This is a genomic window from Proteus sp. TJ1640, assembly GCF_003144445.1.
Taxonomy (GTDB): domain Bacteria; phylum Pseudomonadota; class Gammaproteobacteria; order Enterobacterales; family Enterobacteriaceae; genus Proteus; species Proteus penneri.
This window is the reverse complement of the sequence record NZ_PENY01000021.1, coordinates 290,254-315,950: the sequence shown is the minus strand read 5'-3', so window position 1 is coordinate 315,950 and position 25,697 is coordinate 290,254. Positions and strand designations below refer to the sequence as shown.

At 38.7% G+C, this 25,697-nt stretch carries 26 protein-coding genes; 6 read left to right on the top strand and 20 right to left on the bottom strand.

Going from position 1 to position 25,697, the window contains the following annotated elements; genetic code table 11:
- Positions 1–65: 65 nt before the first annotated feature.
- Complete coding sequence (gene zipA, locus DK861_RS08895; protein WP_006533402.1) at positions 66–1,094, bottom strand: cell division protein ZipA; 1,029 nt, start codon at positions 1,092–1,094, stop codon at positions 66–68.
- A gap of 223 nt (positions 1,095–1,317) precedes the next feature.
- Here zipA and cysZ point away from each other — a divergent pair, with 223 nt between their 5' ends.
- Entirely contained in the window at positions 1,318–2,088 is a 771-nt protein-coding gene (cysZ, locus tag DK861_RS08890; RefSeq protein WP_072063223.1) for a sulfate transporter CysZ, read from the top strand.
- Between the two features lie 122 nt (positions 2,089–2,210).
- Here the strand turns inward: cysZ and DK861_RS08885 are convergent, their stop codons facing one another.
- Complete coding sequence (locus DK861_RS08885; RefSeq protein WP_109399865.1) at positions 2,211–2,741, bottom strand: hypothetical protein; 531 nt, start codon at positions 2,739–2,741, stop codon at positions 2,211–2,213.
- A gap of 236 nt (positions 2,742–2,977) precedes the next feature.
- Here DK861_RS08885 and cysK point away from each other — a divergent pair, with 236 nt between their 5' ends.
- The 4 genes from cysK (at position 2,978) to crr (ending at position 6,942) form a co-directional block, all read left to right on the top strand.
- Positions 2,978–3,931 (top strand): cysteine synthase A, encoded by a 954-nt coding sequence (gene cysK, locus DK861_RS08880; RefSeq protein WP_109399864.1) that lies wholly within the window; start codon positions 2,978–2,980, stop codon positions 3,929–3,931.
- A gap of 329 nt (positions 3,932–4,260) precedes the next feature.
- A complete protein-coding gene (ptsH, locus tag DK861_RS08875; RefSeq protein WP_006533407.1) occupies positions 4,261–4,518 on the top strand; it encodes a phosphocarrier protein Hpr in 258 nt (85 codons plus the stop codon).
- Between the two features lie 137 nt (positions 4,519–4,655).
- Positions 4,656–6,383, top strand: coding sequence for a phosphoenolpyruvate-protein phosphotransferase PtsI (gene ptsI / locus DK861_RS08870; protein WP_072063226.1), 1,728 nt, complete (start codon positions 4,656–4,658; stop codon positions 6,381–6,383).
- A 49-nt stretch (positions 6,384–6,432) separates the two neighbouring features.
- On the top strand, positions 6,433–6,942 hold the full coding sequence (crr, locus tag DK861_RS08865) for a PTS glucose transporter subunit IIA (RefSeq protein WP_006533410.1): 510 nt from the start codon (positions 6,433–6,435) through the stop codon (positions 6,940–6,942).
- Positions 6,943–7,163: 221 nt separating this feature from the next.
- Here the strand turns inward: crr and cysM are convergent, their stop codons facing one another.
- From cysM to DK861_RS08825, 8 genes are all read right to left on the bottom strand, one after another.
- The gene (cysM, locus tag DK861_RS08860) at positions 7,164–8,048 is read right to left on the bottom strand and encodes a cysteine synthase CysM (RefSeq protein WP_109399863.1); all 885 of its coding nucleotides are present in this window, start codon (positions 8,046–8,048) and stop codon (positions 7,164–7,166) included.
- A gap of 177 nt (positions 8,049–8,225) precedes the next feature.
- Complete coding sequence (gene cysA / locus DK861_RS08855) at positions 8,226–9,314, bottom strand: sulfate/thiosulfate ABC transporter ATP-binding protein CysA (protein WP_109399862.1); 1,089 nt, start codon at positions 9,312–9,314, stop codon at positions 8,226–8,228.
- A 31-nt stretch (positions 9,315–9,345) separates the two neighbouring features.
- Positions 9,346–10,188 (bottom strand): sulfate/thiosulfate ABC transporter permease CysW, encoded by an 843-nt coding sequence (gene cysW / locus DK861_RS08850; RefSeq protein ID WP_109399861.1) that lies wholly within the window; start codon positions 10,186–10,188, stop codon positions 9,346–9,348.
- Positions 10,188–11,021: a sulfate/thiosulfate ABC transporter permease CysT gene (gene cysT, locus DK861_RS08845; RefSeq protein WP_109399860.1), complete on the bottom strand. Its 834-nt coding sequence runs from the start codon at positions 11,019–11,021 to the stop codon at positions 10,188–10,190. The genes cysW and cysT overlap by 1 nt, the downstream gene beginning before the upstream one ends.
- Positions 11,021–12,040 carry a thiosulfate ABC transporter substrate-binding protein CysP gene (gene cysP / locus DK861_RS08840; RefSeq protein ID WP_109399859.1) on the bottom strand — a complete coding sequence of 340 codons (1,020 nt, stop codon included), beginning with the start codon at positions 12,038–12,040 and terminating at the stop codon, positions 11,021–11,023. Before cysP ends, cysT begins: the two co-directional genes overlap by 1 nt.
- A gap of 235 nt (positions 12,041–12,275) precedes the next feature.
- Positions 12,276–13,172, bottom strand: coding sequence for a Dyp-type peroxidase (locus DK861_RS08835; protein ID WP_109399858.1), 897 nt, complete (start codon positions 13,170–13,172; stop codon positions 12,276–12,278).
- A 135-nt stretch (positions 13,173–13,307) separates the two neighbouring features.
- Positions 13,308–13,910: an RpoE-regulated lipoprotein gene (locus DK861_RS08830; RefSeq protein WP_239452158.1), complete on the bottom strand. Its 603-nt coding sequence runs from the start codon at positions 13,908–13,910 to the stop codon at positions 13,308–13,310.
- Positions 13,911–14,244: 334 nt separating this feature from the next.
- Positions 14,245–14,682 carry a GNAT family acetyltransferase gene (locus DK861_RS08825; protein WP_072063231.1) on the bottom strand — a complete coding sequence of 146 codons (438 nt, stop codon included), beginning with the start codon at positions 14,680–14,682 and terminating at the stop codon, positions 14,245–14,247.
- A gap of 133 nt (positions 14,683–14,815) precedes the next feature.
- Between DK861_RS08825 and hemF the strand changes: the two genes are divergently transcribed.
- Complete coding sequence (gene hemF, locus DK861_RS08820; RefSeq protein ID WP_109399857.1) at positions 14,816–15,724, top strand: oxygen-dependent coproporphyrinogen oxidase; 909 nt, start codon at positions 14,816–14,818, stop codon at positions 15,722–15,724.
- 89 nt (positions 15,725–15,813) lie between these two features.
- Here hemF and DK861_RS08815 read toward each other — a convergent pair whose 3' ends face one another.
- The 10 genes from DK861_RS08815 to ndk form a co-directional block, all read right to left on the bottom strand.
- Positions 15,814–16,161, bottom strand: a complete 348-nt coding sequence (locus DK861_RS08815; RefSeq protein WP_239452157.1) for a hypothetical protein — start codon at positions 16,159–16,161, stop codon at positions 15,814–15,816.
- A gap of 181 nt (positions 16,162–16,342) precedes the next feature.
- Positions 16,343–17,833, bottom strand: coding sequence for a ribosome biogenesis GTPase Der (gene der / locus DK861_RS08810; protein ID WP_109399856.1), 1,491 nt, complete (start codon positions 17,831–17,833; stop codon positions 16,343–16,345).
- Between the two features lie 119 nt (positions 17,834–17,952).
- On the bottom strand, positions 17,953–19,125 hold the full coding sequence (bamB, locus tag DK861_RS08805; protein ID WP_006533426.1) for an outer membrane protein assembly factor BamB: 1,173 nt from the start codon (positions 19,123–19,125) through the stop codon (positions 17,953–17,955).
- Positions 19,126–19,139: 14 nt separating this feature from the next.
- Positions 19,140–19,760, bottom strand: coding sequence for a YfgM family protein (locus tag DK861_RS08800; protein ID WP_036912561.1), 621 nt, complete (start codon positions 19,758–19,760; stop codon positions 19,140–19,142).
- Between the two features lie 10 nt (positions 19,761–19,770).
- Positions 19,771–21,054 carry a histidine--tRNA ligase gene (hisS, locus tag DK861_RS08795; protein WP_006533428.1) on the bottom strand — a complete coding sequence of 428 codons (1,284 nt, stop codon included), beginning with the start codon at positions 21,052–21,054 and terminating at the stop codon, positions 19,771–19,773.
- A gap of 122 nt (positions 21,055–21,176) precedes the next feature.
- Positions 21,177–22,298, bottom strand: a complete 1,122-nt coding sequence (gene ispG, locus DK861_RS08790; protein WP_006533429.1) for a flavodoxin-dependent (E)-4-hydroxy-3-methylbut-2-enyl-diphosphate synthase — start codon at positions 22,296–22,298, stop codon at positions 21,177–21,179.
- 47 nt (positions 22,299–22,345) lie between these two features.
- A complete protein-coding gene (rodZ, locus tag DK861_RS08785; RefSeq protein ID WP_109399855.1) occupies positions 22,346–23,317 on the bottom strand; it encodes a cytoskeleton protein RodZ in 972 nt (323 codons plus the stop codon).
- A 74-nt stretch (positions 23,318–23,391) separates the two neighbouring features.
- Positions 23,392–23,826, bottom strand: coding sequence for a hypothetical protein (locus DK861_RS08780; protein ID WP_006533431.1), 435 nt, complete (start codon positions 23,824–23,826; stop codon positions 23,392–23,394).
- 88 nt (positions 23,827–23,914) lie between these two features.
- Positions 23,915–25,096, bottom strand: a complete 1,182-nt coding sequence (locus DK861_RS08775; RefSeq protein WP_072063235.1) for a bifunctional tRNA (adenosine(37)-C2)-methyltransferase TrmG/ribosomal RNA large subunit methyltransferase RlmN — start codon at positions 25,094–25,096, stop codon at positions 23,915–23,917.
- Positions 25,097–25,254: 158 nt separating this feature from the next.
- Entirely contained in the window at positions 25,255–25,680 is a 426-nt protein-coding gene (ndk, locus tag DK861_RS08770) for a nucleoside-diphosphate kinase (protein WP_072063236.1), read from the bottom strand.
- Positions 25,681–25,697: the final 17 nt, after the last annotated feature.

Sequence of the window (25,697 nt, the reverse complement as noted above, 5' to 3'; positions counted from 1 at the left end):
GTATGTGACTAGTGCGAATGAACGTAGTCAACAACGCTGCAACTTGAAGTATGACGAGTATAAAGCTATTGATTTAGATCCAACGTCCTGCGAATTCTAGATTTATAAAGCTCGATTTTTTGTGGCGTTAAGAGTTTGCGTTCATCATCCAGCACAACACCACCTACATCAGATGCTATACGTTGAGCCGTAAGTAACATCAATTTAAAGTTTTGGTTAGCATCACCATAAGATGGCACCATCATAAACATTGATACACCTGGTGTCGTCAATTCCGCCATTGTATCAATATTAAATGTTCCCGGTTTCACCATATTCGCTAAACTAAACAATACAGGCCCATTAGCTGTTGGATTAAGATGACGATGGAAAATATTCATTTCACCAAACTGGAATCCAGCTTGAATGATACTTTGCATTAACGCTTCACCATCCAGCATTTGACCATGATGTGCACTTACGTTTAGAACAATAACTAGCTCTTTCTCTGCTTCTGACGCTTGCGAAGCCGATTCTGCCATTGACTCTTCAGCAGGAACATGATGCGAAACCTCAGTTTCAACAGGAGTCACATGAGCCGCTGTCTCTGAAATTGAAGGCTCAAAATTTGCAGATGGGCTTTCTGTATTAACGTGTGATTTTATTTCACTCGCAACATTAACCGCAGGAGCTGGTTTTGGCTCATCTCTAACAATAGGTGCTGGCTCTTTTTCAATCACATCAAAAACACCAAGGCTGGGCTCTTGCTGTAATGAAGTATCGTGAGAGTTCCCTTTTGTTTGGGTTTCAGACATTAATGGATCACTATCTACCACTGAAATTTCAGGTTCATGTAGAGGCGCCGATTTTATCGGTGGCTCACTCTCCCGCTTTTCAGTAGAGGATAAAGTTGATGTCTGATGACTAGCCTCAGCATATTGTGGTTCGTCATCGTTCTCATCTGACTGATAATTCTGTTTCTGACGTTTTACTGGGCGATTACGGAAAAGCTTAGAACGCTCTTTTCGACCAATCCATAAGCCGTGTAATAACAAAGCTATGATTAAAATCGCACCAACAACGATTAATATCAGACGCAAATTTTGCTGCATCATTTCTATCTCTGTTGTCTTGAGGTTTAATAGCCACGTTGGCAAATATTACTTTTTACTAAGAGTATTTGCCAATGCTCATAAGTGCAAGCCAATACTTAATTTTCTTGTCACAAAGATACACACATCAATCTCTTATGCACATTTTTTAGACAATTCATGACTAGTAAGGCTGATTATCTCCCTATATGATACTAGCTTGCCCTCATTGGAGAGAATAGGAAGTATGACAAATTTGACAGAAACGAATAAAAATTTAAATGGATTTCATTATTTTGCTCTTGGTTGGCGTTTAATTACACGCAAAGGGCTAAAACGTTTTGTTATCTTACCATTACTAGCCAATATTATTATTCTCGGAAGCGCCTTTTGGTGGTTATATGGTCAAATTGGTGGCATGGTCAATTGGATGATGGAAAAAGTGCCTGATTGGTTACAGTGGTTGAGTTATTTAATCTGGCCATTATCCGTTATTTTTATCTTATTAGTGTTCACTTATTTCTTTAGTACCTTAGCCAATATTATTGCTTCTCCGTTTAATGGGTTATTGGCTGAAAAATTAGAAGGCCAAATAACTGGCATTGCACCACCAGATACAGGAGTTACAGGTATATTGAAAGACGTTCCGCGTATTTTAAAACGTGAGCTAACTAAAATAGCTTATTATTTACCTCGCGCTATTGTCTTGTTATTACTCTATTTTATTCCTGCTATCGGACAAACCGTTGCCCCTATTTTATGGTTTGCTTTTGGTGCTTGGATGATGGCAATTCAATATAATGACTTCCCATTTGATAACCATAAAATTTCATTTTCAGCGATGAAATCCTCACTCAAACAGGACAAATGGAATAATCTTCAATTTGGTATGGTTATTAATATTTTTACCATGATCCCTATTCTAAATTTAGTCATCATGCCCGTCGCAATTTGTGGAGCAACTGCAATGTGGTGCGATCGTTATCGTAAACAGCATGTGCAAGATGGGCAGTGGTAAGCCTAACTAATTTAGCGACATCTCGATAAATACAAAAAACCCCGTTTTATTTAATTGTAAGCGGGGTTTTATTTTAAACTTTTTTCAATAGCGTGGTTTGGCTTATTTTGTTATTAGCCAGACTACTCAATTAATGAACGAATATAATCTTTGGTTTCTTCTCTATCCATCGGCTCACGCTCATTAATTCCCATTTCAAAGATATTTAATGCACCATCTAGTTTTTCAATAATCTCTTCATCATCTCGAATGCAGAGAATATAAGCATTTTCAAACGGTGTGAGATCGACCAATCGTAACCCTTTTTCTGTCAAAAAGTAGTTAATATATTCCAGATAAGGTAGTTCATAAGGCAACATATAAGGATCAATACTCACCTCATCCCAATCAATATTTTCAACTTGAGATAAAATCAGTGCGCTAGGTGATTCAGACAAAGAAATCTGTTCTAACGATTTCAAGTCAGGAATATCACCAAAATATTCTGTCCATTCCACATAATCCATTAATCCTTGAGCAGAGAGCGATTCGTATAGCCAATTAAGTACATCTTCTTGAGCATCGGACTCGGGTAAATTTTCACGCAAAGCTTGCGCATCTAATTCTGGTACAGCGAGTTCAAGTGCGTTAATCAACTCTTCAATGGTTTCCATTATGACCCCTGTATTTGCAAGAAATGTAGTTAAAAATAGATTATCAGCCATCAATATACTGCACATCTCTTGATTTATTAATTTGTGAATTGTCTCACTGACTCTTGATTAGAATCTTTTGGAATAAAAAGATAAAAAAGTTATAAGTATATTCATAAAGCTTATTTCCATCTTTAGCTTGATGGCGTATGGTAATTTCATCTGACCTTATAAAAAATCATGTACCGAGGATAAAAATGAGCAAGATTTTCGAAGACAACTCGCAAACTATTGGGCACACTCCTTTAATTCGCTTAAAGCATTTCGGAAATGGTAACATTCTGGCTAAAGTGGAATCTCGTAACCCAAGCTTCAGTGTAAAATGCCGTATCGGTGCCAACATGATTTGGGATGCAGAGAAGAAAGGTATTCTTAAAGAGGGTGTTGAGCTTGTAGAACCTACTAGTGGTAATACCGGGATTGCTTTGGCTTATGTTGCAGCAGCTCGTGGCTACAAATTAACACTGACAATGCCTGATACCATGAGTGTAGAGCGCCGTAAATTACTCAAAGCATTAGGGGCTAATTTAGTGCTGACTGAAGGCGCAAAAGGCATGAAAGGGGCTATCGATAAAGCCAATGAAATTCGTGATAGCGATCCTGGCCGTTACCTTTTACTACAACAATTTAGTAATCCAGCTAACCCTGAAATTCATGAAAAAACCACAGGCCCTGAAATCTGGAATGACACTGATGGTGAAGTAGCTGCTGTTATTGCTGGCGTCGGCACTGGCGGTACTATTACAGGTATTGGTCGCTATTTGAAAAACACACAAGGTAAAGCAGTAACAATGGTTGCGGTTGAACCAGCAGACTCCCCTGTTATAACTCAAGCTCTAGCTGGTGAAGAAATTAAACCAGGCCCTCATAAAATCCAAGGCATCGGAGCAGGTTTTATTCCTGAAAACCTAGATTTATCGTTACTGGATCGCGTTATTCAAATCACTAACGAAGAAGCCTTTGATACTGCTCGTGAACTTATGACGAAAGAAGGTATTCTCGCAGGTATTTCTTCAGGTGCAGCTATTGCGGCAGCCGTAAAACTTGCAAAAGAGCCCGAATTTGCAAACAAAGAAATTGTGGTTATTTTGCCTTCTTCAGGTGAGCGTTATTTAAGTACACCACTTTTTGCTGATATTTCTGACAGCTAAATCGCATCACTCAATTGTAAAATATTTATTAAAAAAGCACCTCAATGGTGCTTTTTTTGTGGTAGAGATCAAAGTTTGTCATCCAGACAGGTGATTTATTTCTTCGAGTTTAGTATTTAATCAATTAATTATTTCGAAGGTCGAAATTAATCAGAAAATAACCGAGATAACAAAACGAACTCTTTTATCTTTCTGAACACTATTTTTATCAGATGACGCTTTACGACTTAATATTATCTGATATTGCTACGCAAAGCAGGACAAATTCATCTACACTTACTAAGTCCTGACTTAATGTGAACAATTGAGTTATAAAAGGAAAATATCCTATGTACCAGCAAGAAGTTACTATTACAGCACCAAACGGCTTACATACTCGTCCTGCGGCACAATTTGTAAAAGAAGCCAAAACATTCTCTTCAGATATCACGCTTATCTCTAGCGGCAAATCTGCCAGCGCGAAGAGCCTTTTCAAATTACAAACGTTAGGCTTAACTCAAGGTACTGTTGTGACTATCTCTGCAGAAGGCGAAGATGAAAAACAAGCCGTTGAAGCATTGGTAAAATTAATGGCGGAATTAGAATAATTCGCGATTAATTATTAGCACAGTATTTATTCCCCTGAAACTATTCAGGGGAGTTAATTTCAATGATGATTTTAAAACAACAGTATTTTGCAATCCTATTCTTTTAAGATTATCACCAGCAAGTCGTAGGATAAATTATGATTTCAGGAATTTTAGCATCACCCGGTATCGCATTTGGTCAGACCCTTCTCCTCAAAGAAGAACCAATTATTATTAGCCAACGTAAGATCCAAAGTGATGAAATTGAGGATCAAATCGAACGCTTTAAAGACGGTCGTAATAAATCTGCACAACAACTAGAAATTATTAAAGAACGTGCTGAAAAAAACCTTGGTGCGGATAAAGCCGAAATCTTTGAAGGTCATATCATGTTGCTAGAAGATGAAGAATTAGAACAAGAAATTGTTGCTCTCATCAAAAGTGACAAAAAAACCGCTGAAGCTGCTGTTCAATCAGTTATTGAAGATCAAGCAACTGCATTAGAAGCGTTAGATGACGAATATCTAAAAGAGCGTGCGGCTGACGTTCGTGATATTGGTAAACGCTTGATGCGCAATATTTTAGAAATGCCAATTATCGATCTAAGTGCTATTTCAGAAAAAGTTATTTTAGTTGCAACAGACCTTACCCCTTCTGAAACTGCTCAATTAAGCTTAGACAACGTATTAGGTTTTATCACTGATTTAGGCGGTAGAACATCTCACACCTCTATTATGGCTCGTTCATTAGAAATTCCAGCTATCGTGGGAACATCTAATGCGACACAAACCATTAAAAAAGACGATTATCTTGTTCTTGATGCGATTAATAACAAAATCATTATTAATCCATCAGATGAGGAACTCGAAACATTAAAAGCAATCAAAGACGAGTACCTGCACGAAAAAGAAGAATTGGCAAAACTTAAAGACCTACCTGCTATTACACTTGATGGGCATCAAGTCGAAGTTTGCGCTAATATTGGTACAGTTCGAGATGTTGCGGGTGCTGAACGTAACGGTGCTGAAGGTGTTGGTCTGTATCGTACTGAATTCTTATTTATGGATAGAGACTCTTTACCAACAGAAGAGGAACAATTCCAAGCCTATAAAGCAGTAGCCGAAGCAGTGGGAAGTCCTGCGGTCATTATTCGTACTATGGATATTGGTGGTGATAAAGACTTACCTTACATGAACCTACCAAAAGAAGAGAACCCATTCTTAGGCTGGCGTGCAATTCGTATTTGTCTTGACCGTAAAGAGATCCTTCATCCACAATTACGTGCTATCTTAAGAGCATCTGCTTTTGGTAAACTACGCATTATGTTTCCAATGATTATCTCTGTTGAAGAGATCCGTGCATTGAAAGCAGAACTTGAAATACTAAAAAGCCAGCTTCGTGAAGAAAAGAAAGCTTTTGATGAATCTATTGAAGTCGGTGTGATGGTAGAAACCCCTGCCGCAGCAGTGATGGCTCGTCATATGGCAAAAGAAGTTGACTTTTTTAGTATTGGGACTAACGATCTAACACAATATACTCTGGCTGTAGACCGTGGAAATGAGCTGATATCTCATCTATATAATCCAATGTCACCTGCAGTACTCAACCTGATAAAACAGGTAATTGATGCATCACATGCTGAAGGTAAATGGACTGGAATGTGTGGTGAACTTGCTGGAGATGAACGAGCAACATTGCTCCTTCTCGGCATGGGATTAGATGAGTTTAGTATGAGTGCTATTTCAATTCCTCGCATCAAAAAAGTGATTCGTAACGCGAATTACGATGATGCAAAAGCACTAGCAGAGCAAGCACTTGCTCAGCCAACTGCTAAAGAATTGATGGACTTAGTAGAAACTTTTACTAAAGAAAAGACACTGTGCTAATCGCATTAGCCAGAGCCCGGTCCCAACTACAATAATTAGGAGAAGATTCATGGGTCTGTTTGATAAATTAAAATCACTGGTTTCAGAGGAAAAGAAAGGCAGTGGCACGATTGATATTGTCGCACCACTTTCAGGTGAAATCGTCAATATCGAAGAAGTTCCTGATGTTGTTTTCGCTGAAAAAATCGTAGGTGACGGTATTGCTATCAAACCTGCTGGTAATAAAATTGTTGCGCCAGTCGATGGTACTATCGGTAAAATTTTCGAGACTAACCATGCTTTCTCTATTGAGTCTGACAACGGTATCGAGTTATTTGTCCACTTCGGTATCGACACTGTTGAACTGAAAGGTGAAGGGTTTAAACGTATCGCTGAAGAAGGTCAGCAAGTAAAAGTCGGTGATACTATTTTAGAATTTGACTTAGCTGTATTAGAAGAAAAAGCAAAATCAGTTTTAACACCCGTTGTTATCTCTAATATGGATGAAATTCAAGGTTTAACCAAAATGACAGGCCCAGTTACTGTTGGTGAAACCGTTATTATTCAGATTAAAAAATAATCTTCTGTAATGTTCTCTATTTAAACCGCCACCCAGATGTGGCGGTTTTTTATATTCAAAACCCCAAGACCAAAGACCCAAAATACTCTAAATAATTCAAGATGTAGCTAGGCGACAAGTAAATAAGTCGCTAGGAACATACACAAGTATGTGCCTAGTGCGAATGAACGCAGTCAACAACGCTACACCTTAAAGTATGACGAGTAACGCTGCAGTTTGAATTATGACGAGTAAACACCCGTCGACAAATAACGATCCCCTCTATCACAAACAATCGCCACAATCACCGCCCCTGGATTTTCTTTTGCAACGCGTAGAGCGCCAGCAACAGCCCCTCCAGAACTTACGCCACAGAAGATACCCTCTTGACTTGCTAAAAGGCGCATCGTTGATTCTGCTTCGATTTGAGACATATCAATCACACTATCCACCAGCTCTTTTTTAAAAATTCCCGGCAAATAAGCGGGTGACCAGCGACGAATACCTGGAATTTGGCTTTTTTCTTCTGGCTGAAGTCCAATGATTTGTACTTGGTCAGATTGTGTTTTTAAATAACTACCTACACCTGTAATGGTGCCTGTTGTGCCCATACTTGACACAAAATGTGTAATACGGCCTTGCGTCTGTTGCCAAATTTCGGGGCCTGTTGACAAAAAGTGGGCTCTTGGGTTATCTGGATTATTAAATTGATCTAATACCTTTCCTTCGCCCTGCTGTTCCATTTGTTGTGCAAGATCTCGTGCACCTTCCATACCGACTTCACGACTTACTAAAATCAATTCTGCGCCATAAGCTTGCATAGAAGCTTGACGCTCTTTACTCATATTCTCAGGCATTAACAATTTTAAGCGGTAACCTTTTACCGCTGCAATCATCGCTAAGGCAATGCCCGTATTACCACTGGTTGCTTCAATCAGCGTATCACCCGGTTTTATTTCACCGCGTAATTCCGCTTGTTCAATCATCGATAATGCAGCTCTGTCTTTAACTGAACCTGCAGGATTATTGCCTTCAAGTTTAACCCAGATTTCAGCGTCTACCTCTTGCGTAAGTCGTTGTAGTTTTACTAATGGTGTATTACCAATAAATTGTTCTAACCCTGCCACAATAAGTCCCTGCTCATTTATTTGTCTGTATTAATGAAGAAATCATATTTAACTTATTAACGCAATAATATTAATGCAATTCGATAAGTCTCTTTGCTTTTATAGAAACCAAAACACCCACGCCAGAAATAAGCATGGGTGAAAAAGAGTGAAATTAGCGATAGATTAATAATGAAATTAGGCAGTATAAGCTAACGATACCGTTTTTAAGGGTGTATCGCCCGAATATAAACGGGCTTGAGCACCGCCCATATAATAGGTGTTTCCTTTTGTTGGCGTTAAAGAAATCTCATTCCATACTGCCGTAATTGGCGTTTTACTCCATCCTATGGGTTGTAAAATCAATTGCCAATAATGTCCTTTAGGTGAAACCTCAATGACTTTAACCGGTAATCGACAGACACTATTTTCATGTGTACTTAATGCTATTTCCCAAGGGCGTAAAAACACATCGACTGAACCTTGATAAAGCGGTGTCACCGATAATGGCAAGTGATATCCCCCAATCTGTAATTGAGCGCCATTAATTTCACCTTGTAGATGATTCACATCACCTAGAAATTCTAAAACAAAGCGGCTTTGTGGTGATTGCCATACTTCTTGTGGCGTCCCTACTTGCTCTATTTTACCATTCCCCATAATCACAATACGATCAGCAACTTCCATCGCTTCCTGTTGATCATGAGTCACAAAGACACTGGTAAATTTAAGCTCTTCATGCAATTCACGTAGCCAACGGCGTAATTCTGTTCTTACTTTGGCATCTAAAGCACCAAAAGGCTCATCTAATAATAAAATTTGAGGCTCTACAGCCAAAGCCCTAGCTAAAGCCACCCGCTGTTTTTGCCCACCCGATAATTGTGCTGGATAACGTTGCGCTAAATGAGGCAATTGGATCATCTCTAACAACTGCTGCACTTTTTTATGAATAGCTTCTTTGTTCGGGCGCTCTCGTCGAGGTAATACTGTTAAACCAAAAGCAATATTCTCAAATACGGTCATATGGCGAAACAGCGCATAGTGCTGAAAAACAAAGCCAACTTTACGATCTCTCGCATGCAATTGGCTAACATCCTGTCCTTCAAAACAGATTTTCCCTTGGGTTTGATGTTCTAATCCCGCAATAATACGTAAAAGCGTTGTTTTTCCTGATCCTGAAGGCCCTAACAGGGCCACCATTTCACCTGAAGCGACATCAAGGGTGACATCATGCAACACTTCAGTGCGATCAAAATATTTTGTGACACTATTAATTTCAATACTCATATTTTGCCTCTACTTTGTGTCAATAATGATGTCATTGCTGACGGGCTAAATGCCATTGCAAAGCACTTTTAAACATTAAGGTAAAAATTGCCATCATCGCGAGTAATGCAGCTGCAGTAAATGCACCAACAGTATTGTAATCTTGATGCAGCAATTCAACTTGTAACGGCAGTGAATAGGTTTCACCACGAATAGCACCAGATACCACCGAAACAGCGCCGAACTCACCAATGGCTCTGGCATTGGTTAAAACCACACCATATAACAATGCCCAGCGAATATTTGGTAATGTCACACGCCAAAACATTTTCCATCCACTCGCCCCTAATAACACCGCGGCTTCATCTTCTTGGCTACCTTGACTCATCATCACCGGCACCAGTTCTCTAACAACAAAAGGACAAGTGACAAATATGGTGACTAAAACCATTCCCGGCCATGAGAACATAAGCTGAATATCAAACTGAGATAACCATTGACCAGCCCAGCCATTACTGCCGTAAAAAAGTAAATAAAGCAGTCCAGCGACAACAGGCGATACCGCAAAAGGGATATCAATGAGTGTCATTAATAGTTGTCGCCCCGGAAAACGAAAGCGAGTAACCAGCCATGCCATACTGACACCAAACAACATATTGACAGGCACCGTGATTAACGCGATTAATACCGTTAACCAGACAGCATGTAACATATCGCTGTCTAATAAGTTTTCAGTAAATATTTCAACACCTTTTGAAAACGCAGTCATAAAGATCCACGCAATCGGCACAACTAAAAATAAAATGGATAACACAACGCCTGTAAGAATTAATCCCCACTTTACCCAATCTATTTGGCGACGATAGATAGAGCGTTGTTGCATAATATCTGACATCAATGCCCCCTCAACCGTTGACCAAATCGGCTTTGTAATCCATTAATTGAAAACAGTAAGACTAAAGAAACAAGTAAAATCACGGAAGCCACAGCACTTGCCGCAGGATAATCAAATTCTTGCAATCGAATAAAAATCATCAAAGAAACGACTTCTGTTTGCCAAGCAATATTGCCAGCAATAAAAATCACAGCGCCAAACTCACCTAAACTGCGCGTAAACGAGAGCGCAGTTCCCGCTATTAGCGCCGGCGATAACTCCGGTAATACAACCTTACGAAAAGTTTGCCAACGACTCGCCCCGAGTGTTTCAGCCGCTTCTTCATACTCAGGGCCTAACTCTTCAAGCACTGGCTGAACTGTTCTTACAACAAAAGGTAAACTGGTAAAAGCCATCGCAACGGCGATGCCAATCCATGTATTAATGACTTTGATATCAAATTTATCCAATACAAAACCGTACCAGCCTTGTGTTGAAAAAAGAGTTGCAAGCGTCAAGCCAGCAACAGCCGTAGGTAAAGCGAAAGGTAAATCCATTAAACCGTCAAGTAGTCGTCTACCCGGAAAACGGTAACGAGTAATGATCCACGCAAGCAACATACCGAAAATAGCATTAAAAATACTGGCAACCGCAGCCGCTAATAGTGTGACTTTATACGCAGCCACAATTTGAGGATGTGTTATCACCGCCCAATATTGGGACCAACTCATATCAGAAAGTTGCACAACCAGCGCACTCATTGGTAATAGTAAGATCAAGCAGGTATAAAATAGTGTTCCGCCTAAGCTTAATCCAAATCCCGGTAATACCTGCTTACTGGTTGTGGTAAACATTATTGACGTCCTTGCACTAATAACTTGTCAAGCATGCCATCAGTTGTGAAATGCGTTTTCATCACGTTATTCCAATCACCAAATATCTCTTCAACGGTAAATAAAGATGTTGCTGGAAACTGTGCTACTTTTTGAGCCATGACTGCTTTATCATTTACGCGATAGTTAAATTGCGTGATGATCTCTTGTGCTCTAGGACTGTATAAATAATTGAGGTAAGCTTTTGCCAATGTTTCTGTGTTATTACGTTGCACATTTTTATCAATCCAAGCGACTGGAAACTCAGCTAGAATATCTACAGGTGGCACAATAACTTGATATTCATCTTCACCATATTGCTGGCGAATATTATTAACTTCGGATTCAAAACTGATCAGCACATCCCCAAGCCCACGCTCAATAAAAGAGGTTGTAGCACCACGACCTCCCGTATCAAACACTTCAACATTTTTAAGGAACTTTTTCATTGCTTCTTGGGTTTTTGCATCATTACCATAAGCTTTTTCAAAAGCTCCCCAAGCAGCTAAATAGGTATAACGCCCATTACCTGATGTTTTTGGATTAGGGAAAACCACTTTGACATCTTCGCGGGTTAAATCCTCCCATGTTGTAATATTTTTAGGATTACCTTTGCGAACTAAATACGCCATAGTGGAATAATAAGGTGAGCTATTGTTAGGCAAACGTTGTTGCCAATCCGCAGGAATAAGCTTGCCTTTATCATGCAGAATTTGCACATCTGTAACTTGGTTATAGGTCACTACATCCGCAGGTAGCCCTTGCAATATCGCAAGTGCTTGCTTAGAAGAACCTGCATGAGATTGTTTGATAGTCACTTTGTCATCAGGATGCTGTGCATCCCACTGCGTTTTAAAATCACTATTTAGCTGTGTGAATAACTCTCGCGCAATGTCATAAGAGCTATTAAGTAATTGAGCGGCCCCTGCGTAACTACTAACAACCAAAGACAATACTGCGGTTGCTTGTAATGCAAAGGTTTTGATTGTATTTTTCTTCATCAAAAGTACCCATCATTGTAAGTTTTATTCTAATGGTTACTTTATCGGCTTTATTTATAACAGTGTAGTTAGCTTTTGTTATTTGATATAACTGAAAGTTATTAAAACTGAATAAAACTCAGGCTAATTTATTAAATTTGTATCAATTGCTATTAATGTGAAAAAAATTCAGACAAAAATGCCCGCTTTAAAGCAGGCATTTCATTAATAAAACGTATTTAACACTAGATAATAATTAAAGTGCTTTTAATACTTCATAAGAAGGTGCGAAGTAATAACTCCCTGTTACAGGTTTACTCATACGTAATAGGTCGTCATGTTTGCCATCTAATTCACCAAACATGCTCAATAATTGCTGCTCGATGTTATATAAACGACCACAGTAAGCTAAGAAATATAAACCATGTTTGCCGCTTGCAGTGCCGTAAGGTAGGCTGTGACGTAAAATCGCTAACTCTTCACCATCTTCTTCAATCACAACACGAGAAACGTGAGATGTCACATTACGTTCTGATTCATCAAGTTCAACACTGTCTTTTTTAGTACGACCGATCATTTTCTCTTGATCTGATTCACTAAAACGAGCCCATTTTTTTAGGTTATGCTCATAACGTTGAACTAAAACATAACTACCACCCGCATCAACACCATCATTAATTAGCGCAACACCATAACGCTCATCATCTTGTGGGTTTTCTGTACCATCAATAAAACCACTTAAATCGCGCTCTTCTATCCAACGGAAACCATGAATTTCTTCTTCAACTTTGATTGCATCACCAAAAGCAGCAATAGCAGCTTGAGCGAGTGAGAAATTCACATCATGGCGCATAGATTGAATGTGAATAAGGAGATCACGTTGTGTCGCTGGTGCTAAACCTTTACCTAATGGGCGAAAAGGTTTTAGCTCAGGAGCACTGTTTTCATCTGATAATTTTTTCCAAAGATCAGAGCCAAATGCAACAACTGCGCCTAATGACGCATCAGGAAATTGCTTTTGTAAATCAGATAATGATTGCATGAATTTCTGACACCCTTCACGCAGAGCATCTAATTCACCCACGACCATTGCTTCAATAAAAAGACCAAATTTACTATGTGAGACTAAAATGCCACTTTGTGCATGGGACATATTGCTTTCCTAATCAATAATCAAAACACCCAAAATGATGTTGATTATATCGAATATCTTTTTCTGAATATTTGCCTTTTAACAAATATCAGACAGTCTAGTTATAAACTATTCCTTGTTTTATAAGGAATAGCGTTAAAGCGATTTATTAAGCCAAATAATTTGCGTTAATGTCCAGTTTGATAAAACTTCATCAGGTGGCATTAATCCGTCGGGGCCATCCCATTGGCCACTAAAGACATAACTTACCGATTTAGCTTCTGCAGATTGGCACAAAATGGTTCTCTGCTTTTCATCTTTAGGACCTTTGCTACACGCACCAAATGCTTTCTTATAAATATCTTTAAATGGTGTACCTATCGTTGTACCCCAATCTGTCATTGCCTTGTCATCAAAGACTTCTATTTTCTCAACGGTACTTTTTTCTTTGCCATAGAAAGCCACTTGAACTTTATTATCTTTTAATGCTTGGACGACAACAATAATATCACTACCTTGCATCTCCATACCTTCACGGTAATTGAAGCTACCACCTAACTCATTTTTTATTTCACTTTCTGTTATTTTTGTTGATTGGGTGATATTTCCTAATCCATTAGCAGAAACGGTTAACGTATCATTTGAAAACCAATTCATCGGATTTAGTGCAGAAAAAGACATTCCTCCCATGGATGAACAGCCACTTAATAGCAAAACACTCGTGCTTAAACACAAGGATAACCAAAACTTAGGCATCATTTATTTCTCCGTTAAACTTTTTCATCACACATTAAAATAGATATTGAGGGTATCAAGCACACCTTATCTTACTCTTTGTATTGCCTCAAACATCAGGCTAAAACAGTTACAATAAGTCAGCATAACAAAATATATACTGATTTGATCTTAGATAACCACATGAAAAGAAAGCCTAGTTACGACCATCAACATAACATTTTGTTCCACAGAAAAGGCAATATCAGATTTTACGTATAAAATAAGAAGTATAAACGTAAGAATAGAAACAAAGAAAAAGAGATAAGTATAAAGGGAAGAGAAACAACCCCTAAAGATATCAGGGGTTTAAACACAATTAAAGATCGAAATCCTGATCAACAATTAATCGCTTAGTATAAGTTGTGCTTTCTTGATTTTGATCTTCATACAATAACTTCTCAAACATACAAATTGTTGCATCATTTTCTTCTGGTACAACTAATGTAATTTGTGGGCATCCTTTCGCAATCAGCTTTTTCTCTAATCGGGAGATCAATGCATTCGCAATGCCTCTTCCTCGAAAGTCTGGATGAACAGCTAAATAGTATAAAGAGCCACGATGACCATCGTAGCCTCCCATCACAGTGCCTACAAGCTCACCTGACACTTCTGCTATCAAAAATAAATCGGGTGAGTGGTTTAACTTTCTTTCAATATCAATTTCAGGATCGTTATCAGGCGATATCAAATCACAACGCTCCCAAAGTGTAATAATTGCCTCAAAATCATCTTGGCGAAATACACGTATTTCCATGGCTTTGCCCATTATTAGTCATATAAATCTGAATTTATTATCGCTTGTTTAGTTTATGAATCAACTTGAAAATGAGAACATAGACAATATGAAGTTCTATTTTTAATAAATATGATAAAAACTGTAGGTTATTATGAGTTTACCTGATATTCATCGCGTTAAAGAATTTTTCTTATCTCTACAAGATACAATTTGTCACTCTCTTGAAAATATAGACCAAAAAGGCACTTTTCAGCAAGATACTTGGGAAAGAAAAGAAGGTGGTGGTGGTCGTACTCGCGTTTTAACTAATGGCGCTCTTTTTGAACAAGCTGGCGTCAATTTTTCACATGTTTATGGCGACACTTTACCGAAATCAGCCTCTGCACATCGCCCCGAATTAGCAGGGCGTCGCTTCCAAGCAATGGGAGTTTCATTAGTTATTCACCCTATTAATCCTTATATTCCGACTTCTCATGCTAATGTGCGTTTTTTTATTGCTGAAAAAGAAGGTGAAGATCCAGTGTGGTGGTTTGGTGGCGGCTTTGACTTAACACCTTATTATGGATTTGAAGAAGATGTTATTCATTGGCATAAAGTTGCTAAATCTGTTTGTACACCTTTTAGTGAAGATTATTACCCTCGTTATAAAAAATGGTGTGATGACTACTTTTATATTAAACACCGCAATGAACCTCGTGGTGTGGGTGGCCTTTTCTTTGATGATTTAAATACCCCAGATTTTGACCACTGTTTCGAGTTTGTCCAACACGTTGGACTTGGTTATCTTGATGCCTATTTACCTATTGTTGAAAAGCGCAAATCAATGCATTGGGGAGAGCGAGAACGCCAGTTCCAACTCTATCGCCGTGGTCGCTATGTTGAATTCAATTTAGTGTGGGATAGAGGGACATTATTTGGCTTACAAAGTGGTGGAAGAACTGAATCAATTTTAATGTCTATGCCACCTTTAGTCCGTTTTGAATATGATTACTCCCCTGAACCCAATACCCCTGAAGCAAAGTTATACAGCGACTTTTTGATCCAAAAAGAGTGGGTGTAAAAAACTTAATTTATTGATGATAAAGCCACATTAAAAATGTGGCTTTACTAAAGTAGAACTAGAAGTTTAATGACAAATATTGTCTAAAATCAATTAAATAAAAAAGCCAGTAACCCTGTGACTTTATTTTTATTTTCCCAACCTTCTCCTTTCATACAGGTATTAAAATAATCCCTACGCTGCCATTCATTCACATCTGAAGGAAAAGTTGTTCCCGCCCTTGAGTTTGGAATATCTTTACCATTTATTTTCATTGGAGCAAAAGAAGGCTGACTTGAAGCTATATATCTCGCGGGATATAGCGCATTGGCTTCTTGCATACACATGTTTTTAGCGATATCTAAAGGAGATGGTATAGTGGTATTTGCTTCCCATTTTTCAGGTGTTGCACAAGCGGAAAGCATAAAAACTGATGTGATAATAATCTTTTTTTTCAACGTAATAGCTCTTTAAGACGAATAAGTATCAATTGCATTTTAGCCGTTTTTTTAAAGAAATAATTAATTTTTTATGAAATATAAAAAGCGACTAACAACAGTGACATCCAAATAACTAATTGAATTGTAGATATAAAAAAGCCACATAAAATGTGGCTTTTCACTTAAATAATAAAATTTCTTATTTAGATTTCTTTAAGTGCGACATTAAACGTTTACGTTTACGCATTTGAGAAACGGTTAATTTATTTTTCTTATCCGCATAAGGGTTTTCACCCTCTTTAAATTGAATACGGATTGGCGTACCCATCACTTGCAAAGTACGACGGAAATAGTTCATCAAATAGCGCTTATAGCTATCTGGTAAATCAGTTACCTGATTACCATGGATAACCACAACAGGTGGATTATAACCACCGGCGTGTGCATATTTCATTTTTACACGGCGTCCACGAACAATCGGTGGCTGGTGATCATCTTCTGCCATCTTCATGATACGAGTGAGCATAGAAGTCCCTACACGACGGGTTGCACAGACATAAGCTTCTTGAATTGATTCAAAAAGATTACCCACGCCACTTCCATGTAATGCAGAAATAAAGTGAACACGTGCAAAATCAACAAAGCCTAGTTTAAGATCAAGCATTGCTTTTACTTGTTCGCGATCATCTTGTGTCATGCCATCCCATTTATTGACAGCAATGACTAATGAACGACCTGCATTCAGGATATAACCTAATAATGAAAGATCCTGATCTGAAATACCTTCACGGGCATCGATTACCAGCAATGCAACGTTAGCGTCTTCAATGGCTTGTAATGTTTTGATAACAGAGAATTTTTCAACTGTTTCTTTTACTTTACCGCGTTTACGAACACCCGCAGTATCGATAATGATATATTCTTTATCATCACGTTCCATAGGAATGTAGATACTGTCGCGGGTTGTACCCGGCATATCGTAAACAACCACACGATCTTCACCAAGCATACGGTTTGTCAGTGTTGATTTACCGACGTTAGGACGACCAACAATCGCTAATTTTACTGGTAATGTAGAAGGATCGAAGTCATCTTCTTCCTCTTCTAATGCTTGCGCTTCTTGTTCTGCTTCTAATGCAGCCCAATAAGCCGCATTTTCTTCTTCTTCAGTCAGCTCGACTTCTTCTTCCACTACTTTACCCGTAATTGGTAATAACGCTTGTTCAATCAATTGAGCAACACCACGACCATGGGATGCCGCGATTGGGAAGATTTCACCTAATCCTAAAGAGTAAAAATCGGCTAATGCAGTATCAATATCAATACCGTCAGTTTTATTTGCAACTAAATACGTTTTTTTCTCGACACCACGAAGGTGTTTTGCAATACCTTGGTCTGCTGGCATCAAACCCGCACGAGCATCAACTAAAAACAGTACGATATCGGCTTCTTGAATAGCCTGTAGCGATTGTGATGCCATATGAGTTTCAACACCCTCTTCAGCACCATCAATACCACCGGTATCAATAATAATAAATTCTTCGCCTTCTAACTCTGCTCGACCATATTTACGGTCACGGGTGAGGCCAGGAAAATCAGCAACTAATGCGTCTCTTGTGCGTGTTAGTCGATTAAATAACGTGGATTTACCCACGTTAGGGCGCCCTACTAAGGCAATAACGGGTATCATTTTTTGATGCCTCATAAAAATACAATCACAAACCTGATTGTATTTTACATGTAATTACTAAAAAGACGAAACGGCTCCTTTAAAGGAGCCGTAAAATAAATAGATTTGTCAGCAATTAATTACCGACTATAAAGATAAAGCTTACCGTCACGAGCTTGGATCATCAGTTTATCTTGTACCGCTTGAGGGCGGCTTAATAAGCCTGAGCTATTCACTTGGTTTTGTGCAATAAATTTACCTGTGTTGGTATCAATCCAATGGAGATAACCTTCTGCATCACCAACAACTAAATAGCCATCAAAAATAGCCGGAGCAGTTAAATTACGATGCAATAAATCTTCTTGTGTCCATAATGTCACACCATCAGATTTACGCACAGATAAAACTCTATCATTTTGGTCAACTAGGTAAAGATTATCACCCAACAACACCATATCATTGACTGAGCCTAGCTCGCGTTTCCAAAGGATTTGTCCAGAACGCATATCAAGGCTAACTAAATTACCGTTATACGCCATTGCATAAACTGTATTTTCATCAATAATCGGTGTGATATCCACATCATTTAATCGGCTAATTTCAGTAGAGCCTTTAATTTGTGAAATATTTTGTTGCCAAATCAATTGTCCTTGAGAAAGGACAACAGCACTGACGCGACCATTATCCGCACCAATAATCGCTGCGCCATAAGCGACAGCAGGTGCAGACTCGCCACGAAGAGATAATGAAGGAGTGTCTAAGTTAATAGTCCAAGCAATCTCACCACTTAATAAGTCAAGTCCTTGCAACATGCCATTACTGGTATGAATAAGTACTAGACCATCACTAACAACAGGTTTTGAAATGGCTTCACCAGCAACGTCTGTTTCCCAATCAATGGAGCCATCCTCTGTGTTCAGTGCATATACTTTCGCTTTTTCCGTTCCCACAAAAACGCGAGTGCCAGAAACTGTTAATCCACCAGAAAGTAATGCAGACTCATTGGATGAAAGAAAACCTGTTTTAATAGAGAGATCTTGCGACCAAAGCTCTTTACCTGTTTCTACATCTAATGCTTTAACTAAACCATGGCGATCAGCGACATAAATAACTGCGCTATCCCATGTTGGTGACAAGTGAGAATAGTATTTACCAATACCATTTCCAACTGATTTGTCCCAAACAGCTTTAGGTGTAAATTGGCTTTGCACCTCAGGCAATGGAGACATTGTCACATTGTCCTGTTCACTAGAACATCCTGCCAACAAAGCAGATGCTAGTAGACCAACCAGGAGAGTTTTACGCAGTTGCATGTCTGAAGATCCCTTTAATTGGATAAATTATTGAGTTTAAGTTCAACCAGTGAGCGAATAGCACCCGCGTTTTCATCAGTTAACGCGCTACGATAAGCGGTTGCTGCACCAGCATTATCGCCTTTCTTCGCTAAGACATCACCACGGATATAATTTTTCATTCCATTCCATGCTTTGCCCTTCACTTGCTCTAAAGAAACTAAAGCAGCATCTGTTTTATCTAATGCTAATTGTACGCGAGCTAAACGAAGATTAAGCATATCTGCAAATGCGTCATTTTTTACTTTTGCCACCGCATTAGTTAGATGACGTTCACCACTGACTAAATCATTAGCATCGATAGCAATTTGAGCTAATTCTAATGAAGCTAAAGCGCCATAAATATCATTGGTTTCAGTAACAAATTTTTCAGCTAATGCAATATTTTCAGGCGTAGGCTTAGCAAGTGCCTCACTGACTGTTGCAAAAGCACCTGCACTTTCTTGCAGGCGATTTGTTTGGTGTGATTGCCAATATTTCCAGCCAAATACACCACCAAAACCAATAACAGCGGCTAAAACGATAGTTAAACCGTAGTTTTTAAAGAACTGTTTAATTGCATCAACTTGTTCGTTTTCGGTGCTATAAACTTCCACAAGTCTCTCCTTAACCTAATAACAGAGTCAATTGCTGAGCGAGGTCATTGCGAGCAACGATTGTTTGTTCCCCTGAACGCAAATCTTTCACTGCAACAGTGCCGGCATTAATTTCATCTTCGCCTAAAATAAGAGCAATTTTAGCGCCTTGTTTATCAGCACGTCCTAACTGCTTTTTAAAGTTGCCATTACCATGATTCGTCATTAAACGTAATGTTGGTAATTGATCACGAATTTCTTCAGCCAGCATTAATGCTGCACTTTGGCTCTTTTCACCAAATGAAGCGAGATAAACATCAGCGACATTAGTATCTGCAACAAATTCAGGATTAACCGCTTGAACTAATAAGATCATGCGCTCCATCCCCATAGCAAAACCAACTGCCGGTGTCGGATGTCCACCAAGTTGTTTCACAAGGCCATCATAACGGCCACCGGCACACACTGTTCCTTGTGAACCTAATGCACTAGTTACCCACTCAAAGACAGTACGGTTATAATAGTCTAACCCACGGACTAAACGCTGATTAACACGGTATGTAATACCGACAGCGTCCAATAAGGCACAAAGACCATCAAAATGCGCTCTTGATTCGTCATCAAGATAATCGAAAAGTTCAGGCGCATCATTCAATAAAGTCTGAATTTCTGGATTTTTTGAGTCTAAAACACGTAATGGGTTAGAATACATACGACGTTTGCAGTCTTCATCTAACTTATCGACATGTTGTTCTAAGAAAGCGACTAACGCTTCACGATATTTAGCACGCGCTTCTAGTGAACCAATAGAATTAAGTTCTAATGTTACATGTTCTGCAATACCTAACGCTTTCCACCAACGCGCAGTCAGCATAATTAATTCTGCATCAATATCAGGGCCTTGTAGGCCAAAGACCTCTGCACCTAACTGATGGAATTGACGATAACGACCTTTTTGAGGGCGCTCATAACGAAACATTGGCCCTAAATACCATAAACGCTGTTCTTGATTATAAAGCAAACCATGCTCGATACCTGCACGAACACAACCTGCTGTATTTTCTGGGCGTAATGTCAGACTTTGGGCATCTTCACCACGATCGGTAAAAGTATACATTTCTTTTTCAACAACATCGGTCACTTCACCAATTGCTCGCTGAAATAGAGGGGTATGCTCTACGATAGGTGTTCTGATTTCACTAAAGCCGTAACCTGCTAAAATTTGTTTTAGCGTATTTTCAATTTTCTGCCATACACGAGTGTCAGCAGGTAGATAGTCGTTCATACCACGAATGGCTTGGATTTTTTGGGCCACTTTTCTTCTCTAATAGTTATTAATTGATTGTTAGGCTGATTATAGAAGCGAAATCAATCAGTATTCAACGTGAAATCAATAGTAAAACTGGCTCATTGATTAATGAGCCAGTTTTTTGAGTATTATTTGTCCAATTGATTTATGTTTATACGCATATTGTCATCAAGCATTGATGCTTTAGCACGAATTTTGGCTTCTAGTAGATCAATCATATTAACGTTATCAAGACGCTCTTTTTGTCTCACACCATCTTCATAAAAACCGCTGCGTGTTTTTGCGCCAGTTACACCTAATGTTGAAACTTCAGCTTCACCAGGGCCATTAACAACACAACCAATAATAGAGACATCCATAGGTGTAATAATATCTTCCAAACGTTGCTCTAATTCGTTGACGGTTCCAATAACATCAAATTCTTGACGGGAACACGTTGGACAAGCAATAAAGTTAATTCCGCGAGAGCGAATACGTAATGATTTTAAGATATCAAAACCAACTTTAACTTCTTCAACCGGATCGGCCGCCAATGAGATCCTTAATGTATCACCGATACCTTCTGATAATAAGATCCCAAGGCCAATCGCAGATTTAACCGATCCTGCTCTTGCCCCTCCCGCTTCGGTGATCCCAAGATGCAAGGGTTGATCTATTTTTTTCGCTAATAAACGGTAAGAATCAACAGCGAGGAAAACATCAGAAGCTTTTACACTAATTTTAAATTGTTCAAAATTAAGTCTTTCAAGAATATCAACATGGCGCATTGCTGATTCAACTAACGCTTCAGGTGTTGGTTCTCCATATTTCTCTTGAATATCTTTTTCAAGTGAACCACCGTTTACTCCAATACGAATCGGAATATTGTTATGACGAGCACAGTCAACAACTTGGCGAATACGCTCTTCACTACCGATATTACCTGGATTGATACGCAAACAATCAACACCATATTCAGCAACTTTTAATGCGATACGATAATCAAAATGGATATCAGCCACTAAAGGCACATTAACTTGTTGCTTAATTAATTTGAATGCTTCCGCAGCATCCATTGTAGGTACAGAAACACGAACAATATCCACCCCTACACGCTCCAGAGATTTTATCTGGCGAACAGTCGCTTCTACGTCTGTCGTTCGTGTATTCGTCATCGACTGTACTGCGATAGGAGCACCATCGCCAATAGGTACATTACCCACATAAATTCGTGTCGATTTACGACGAATAATAGGTGATTCTTTATGCATTGATTAATTCTCCCATGCTTCCATGCTTGCTCAAATATGTAGTCAGATTAAGCACTCGGTACTGTTATTTTTGCTATTTTTCCAGTAAAACGGCTTAAATCAACAGATTCACCATTAAACTGTATGCGAGTAACAGAAGGTGCGCCTATTTTTAGTTTATAAGGTTGCTCACCATCAAATTCCAAACGATCACCCGCTTTCTTAATACCATTAAATAAAACTTTATTTTGAGCATTACGAACTTCTAACCAACATTCACCATCAAACATAAGAACCAATTGGTTCGCAATAGCAGGGGTTTCCGAAGAGGTAGATTCTTGTTCTGAATCTGCCCGAGAAGTTGTTGATGTTGTTAAAGGTGATACGGGTAATGGAACCGTTCTCACTTCTGTTGGTGCTGGTGATGTAGTTTCAGTCGTTGGTGATGTTGTAGCGACATTATTCGCTTGATTATCAACTAATGACGAAGCAGGTACTTGTAAATTATCACCTTCAGATGTTGACGTATTATCTGAGGTTACTAAAGAAGAATCTATCGGATTGGTGTTTTCTTGTGCGCTACTTTGCCCTATGTCTTGAGATGCCATAGAGACTAATTCTTGTTGATCAGCCTGATGACCTTGCCACCACCAAATCCCTACGAGAGCAACCATAATAATCAAAATCACCCATGTGATTTTCATTAGCCAACCTTCACGTTTTTTATGACGTTTTCCTAATGAATAATTTTGTGTGGTTGTCATTCTAATTTGTTTAACTGGAGCTTGTTGGTCGATAAAACCAAGGATTTCTTTTTCAGGAACGCCAACTAACTTAGCGTAAGAACGCATGTATCCGCGTAAAAATGTTGGTGCAATGTCAGAAGAAACAGAATCTGTTTCAATGTCGCGCACTGTTGATAACTTCAAACAAAGTCGATCAGCAACAGTTTGTTGTGTTAGCCCCACTTTTTCTCGTGCCTGGCGTAAAAGTTGACCTGCTGTTAATTTCACTTCTTCGGTTTTGTTTTCAGTATTCATTAGCAATCTAGGCACTGTGGCTATTGGATGTTTAACATTGATGAACTCGCAAAAGCACCAAGTACCTTAACGTCTCACCGCGAATTTATTGATATTTTATGATCACTTTGCTGACAAACCAAATAATCTGGCGGTATATCTTCAATTGACACACTATTATTGTTTAATAGTTTTTGTTCACAAAGGAAATTACCGTAAAGCCTTAATACATTAACATTTACTGGCTTCGACTTCATCGCTAATTTGTAATAATCTAACGCTTGAATAGAATTTCCCAATAACTGAGATGTTAATGCCATTCCTAAATTAGCATCAGGGTGATTTGGTATCACCGATAACACTTTTTGGAAATGATATTGTGCTATTTGATATTGTTTTTCAGCTAAATATGCATCACCTAATTGTAAACGTGTAGACACGGCAACACGTTGTTGATTGGCTGATGATTGGCAACCTAATGTCAATAACATCACGCCAATAGTTATAACTACTGATGATATCCTTATCATCGCTTTATTCCTCAAATATATTCATCCGTGTTCTCTCTACATTGTAATTGTGTAATACACTTCACAAAGAAAGAGATTCCTAACCGTATCAGACTGCTTTTACTGAAATTAGTTCACCTTGTTGGCGTTTTTTCAGTGTACGTTTTGTACGGTCAATAACATCGCCGGCTAATTGTCCACAAGCCGCATCAATATCATCACCTCGCGTTTTACGTACAATCGTCGTAAAACCATATTCCATTAATACTTTAGAAAAACGGTCAATTCGACTATTGGAACTACGTCCATATGGTGCACCTGGGAACGGGTTCCATGGAATTAAGTTAATTTTACATGGTGTATCTTTTAAGCATTCTGCTAATTGGTGAGCTTGTTCTGTGCTGTCATTAATATGATCAAGCATAACGTACTCAACAGTCACACGCCCTTGGTTCGCATTTGATTTGGCGATATAACGGCGAACACCTTCAAGAAACATTGCAATATTATATTTCTTATTAATTGGAACAATTTCATCACGAATATCATCAGTTGGCGCATGTAATGAAATAGCTAAAGCCACATCAACCGCATCTGCTAATTTATCTAATGCAGGAACAACACCTGATGTAGAGACAGTAACGCGACGTTTTGATAAACCAAAACCAAAATCATCCATCATAATTTCAAGTGCTGGAATAACATTATTTAAATTCAGCAACGGCTCGCCCATTCCCATCATAACAACGTTAGTAATAGGACGACGGCCTGTCTCTTTTAATGAGCCAATAATTTTAGCGGCACGCCAAACTTGTCCAATAATTTCCGATACTTTCAAGTTACGGTTAAAACCTTGCTGTGCAGTTGAACAGAACTTACACTCTAAAGCACAACCAACTTGTGAAGAAACACATAATGTTGCGCGATCATCTTCTGGGATATACACAGTTTCTACTTGTTGATCGCCAACTTTAATTGCCCATTTAATCGTGCCATCTGTTGAACGTTGTTCTTCAGAAACTTCAGGTGCTTTAATTTCAGCAATTTCTTTTAATTTATTGCGTAACACCTTATTGATATCTGTCATTTGATCAAAATCGTCATAACAGTAGTGGTACATCCACTTCATAATTTGGTCAGCACGGAAAGGTTTTTCGCCCATAGAGACAAAAAGCTCACGCATCTGTTTACGATTTAAATCTAACAGATTAATTTTAGTTTTTTGATTCACAGTATTTTCTTTAGAAACAGCGACAGAAGCGCTTGGCGCTGGAGTGGTAGATTGGGTCATGACATTGCCTCGTTGTTACACTATGCGGCCTGCATTAGCATTGATGCTAACGGGATACTTATATAATTTGTATATTTAAACAATAATAAAAAAACGCCCCGTTAATTATCAAACAGGGCGTCGCATTGTACTGTTTTTCGCGTAGAGATGCTAATAAATTAGCGCGCGCAAACTTCGTTTTCAGTGAAGAAGTATGCGATTTCACGAGCAGCAGAAGCTTCTGAATCTGAACCGTGTACCGCATTTTCAGTAAAGCTATCAGCGTAGTCAGCACGTAATGTACCCGCTAATGCGTTGTCTGGATTAGTTGCGCCCATCAAATCACGATGACGCTGAATCGCATTTTCACCTTCTAACACTTGAACCATAATTGGGCCAGAAGTCATAAATTCAACTAAACCATCAAAGAAAGGACGGCCTTTGTGTTCTTCATAAAAGCCTTCAGCTTGTTCACGCGTTAAATGCAACATTTTAGCACCAATGATGCTAAAGCCTGCACTTTCAAAACGGTTATAAATTGCACCGATAACATTTTTTTTCACTGCGTTTGGTTTGATAATAGAAAATGTGCGCTGAATAGCCATGTCTTACCTCTAAATTA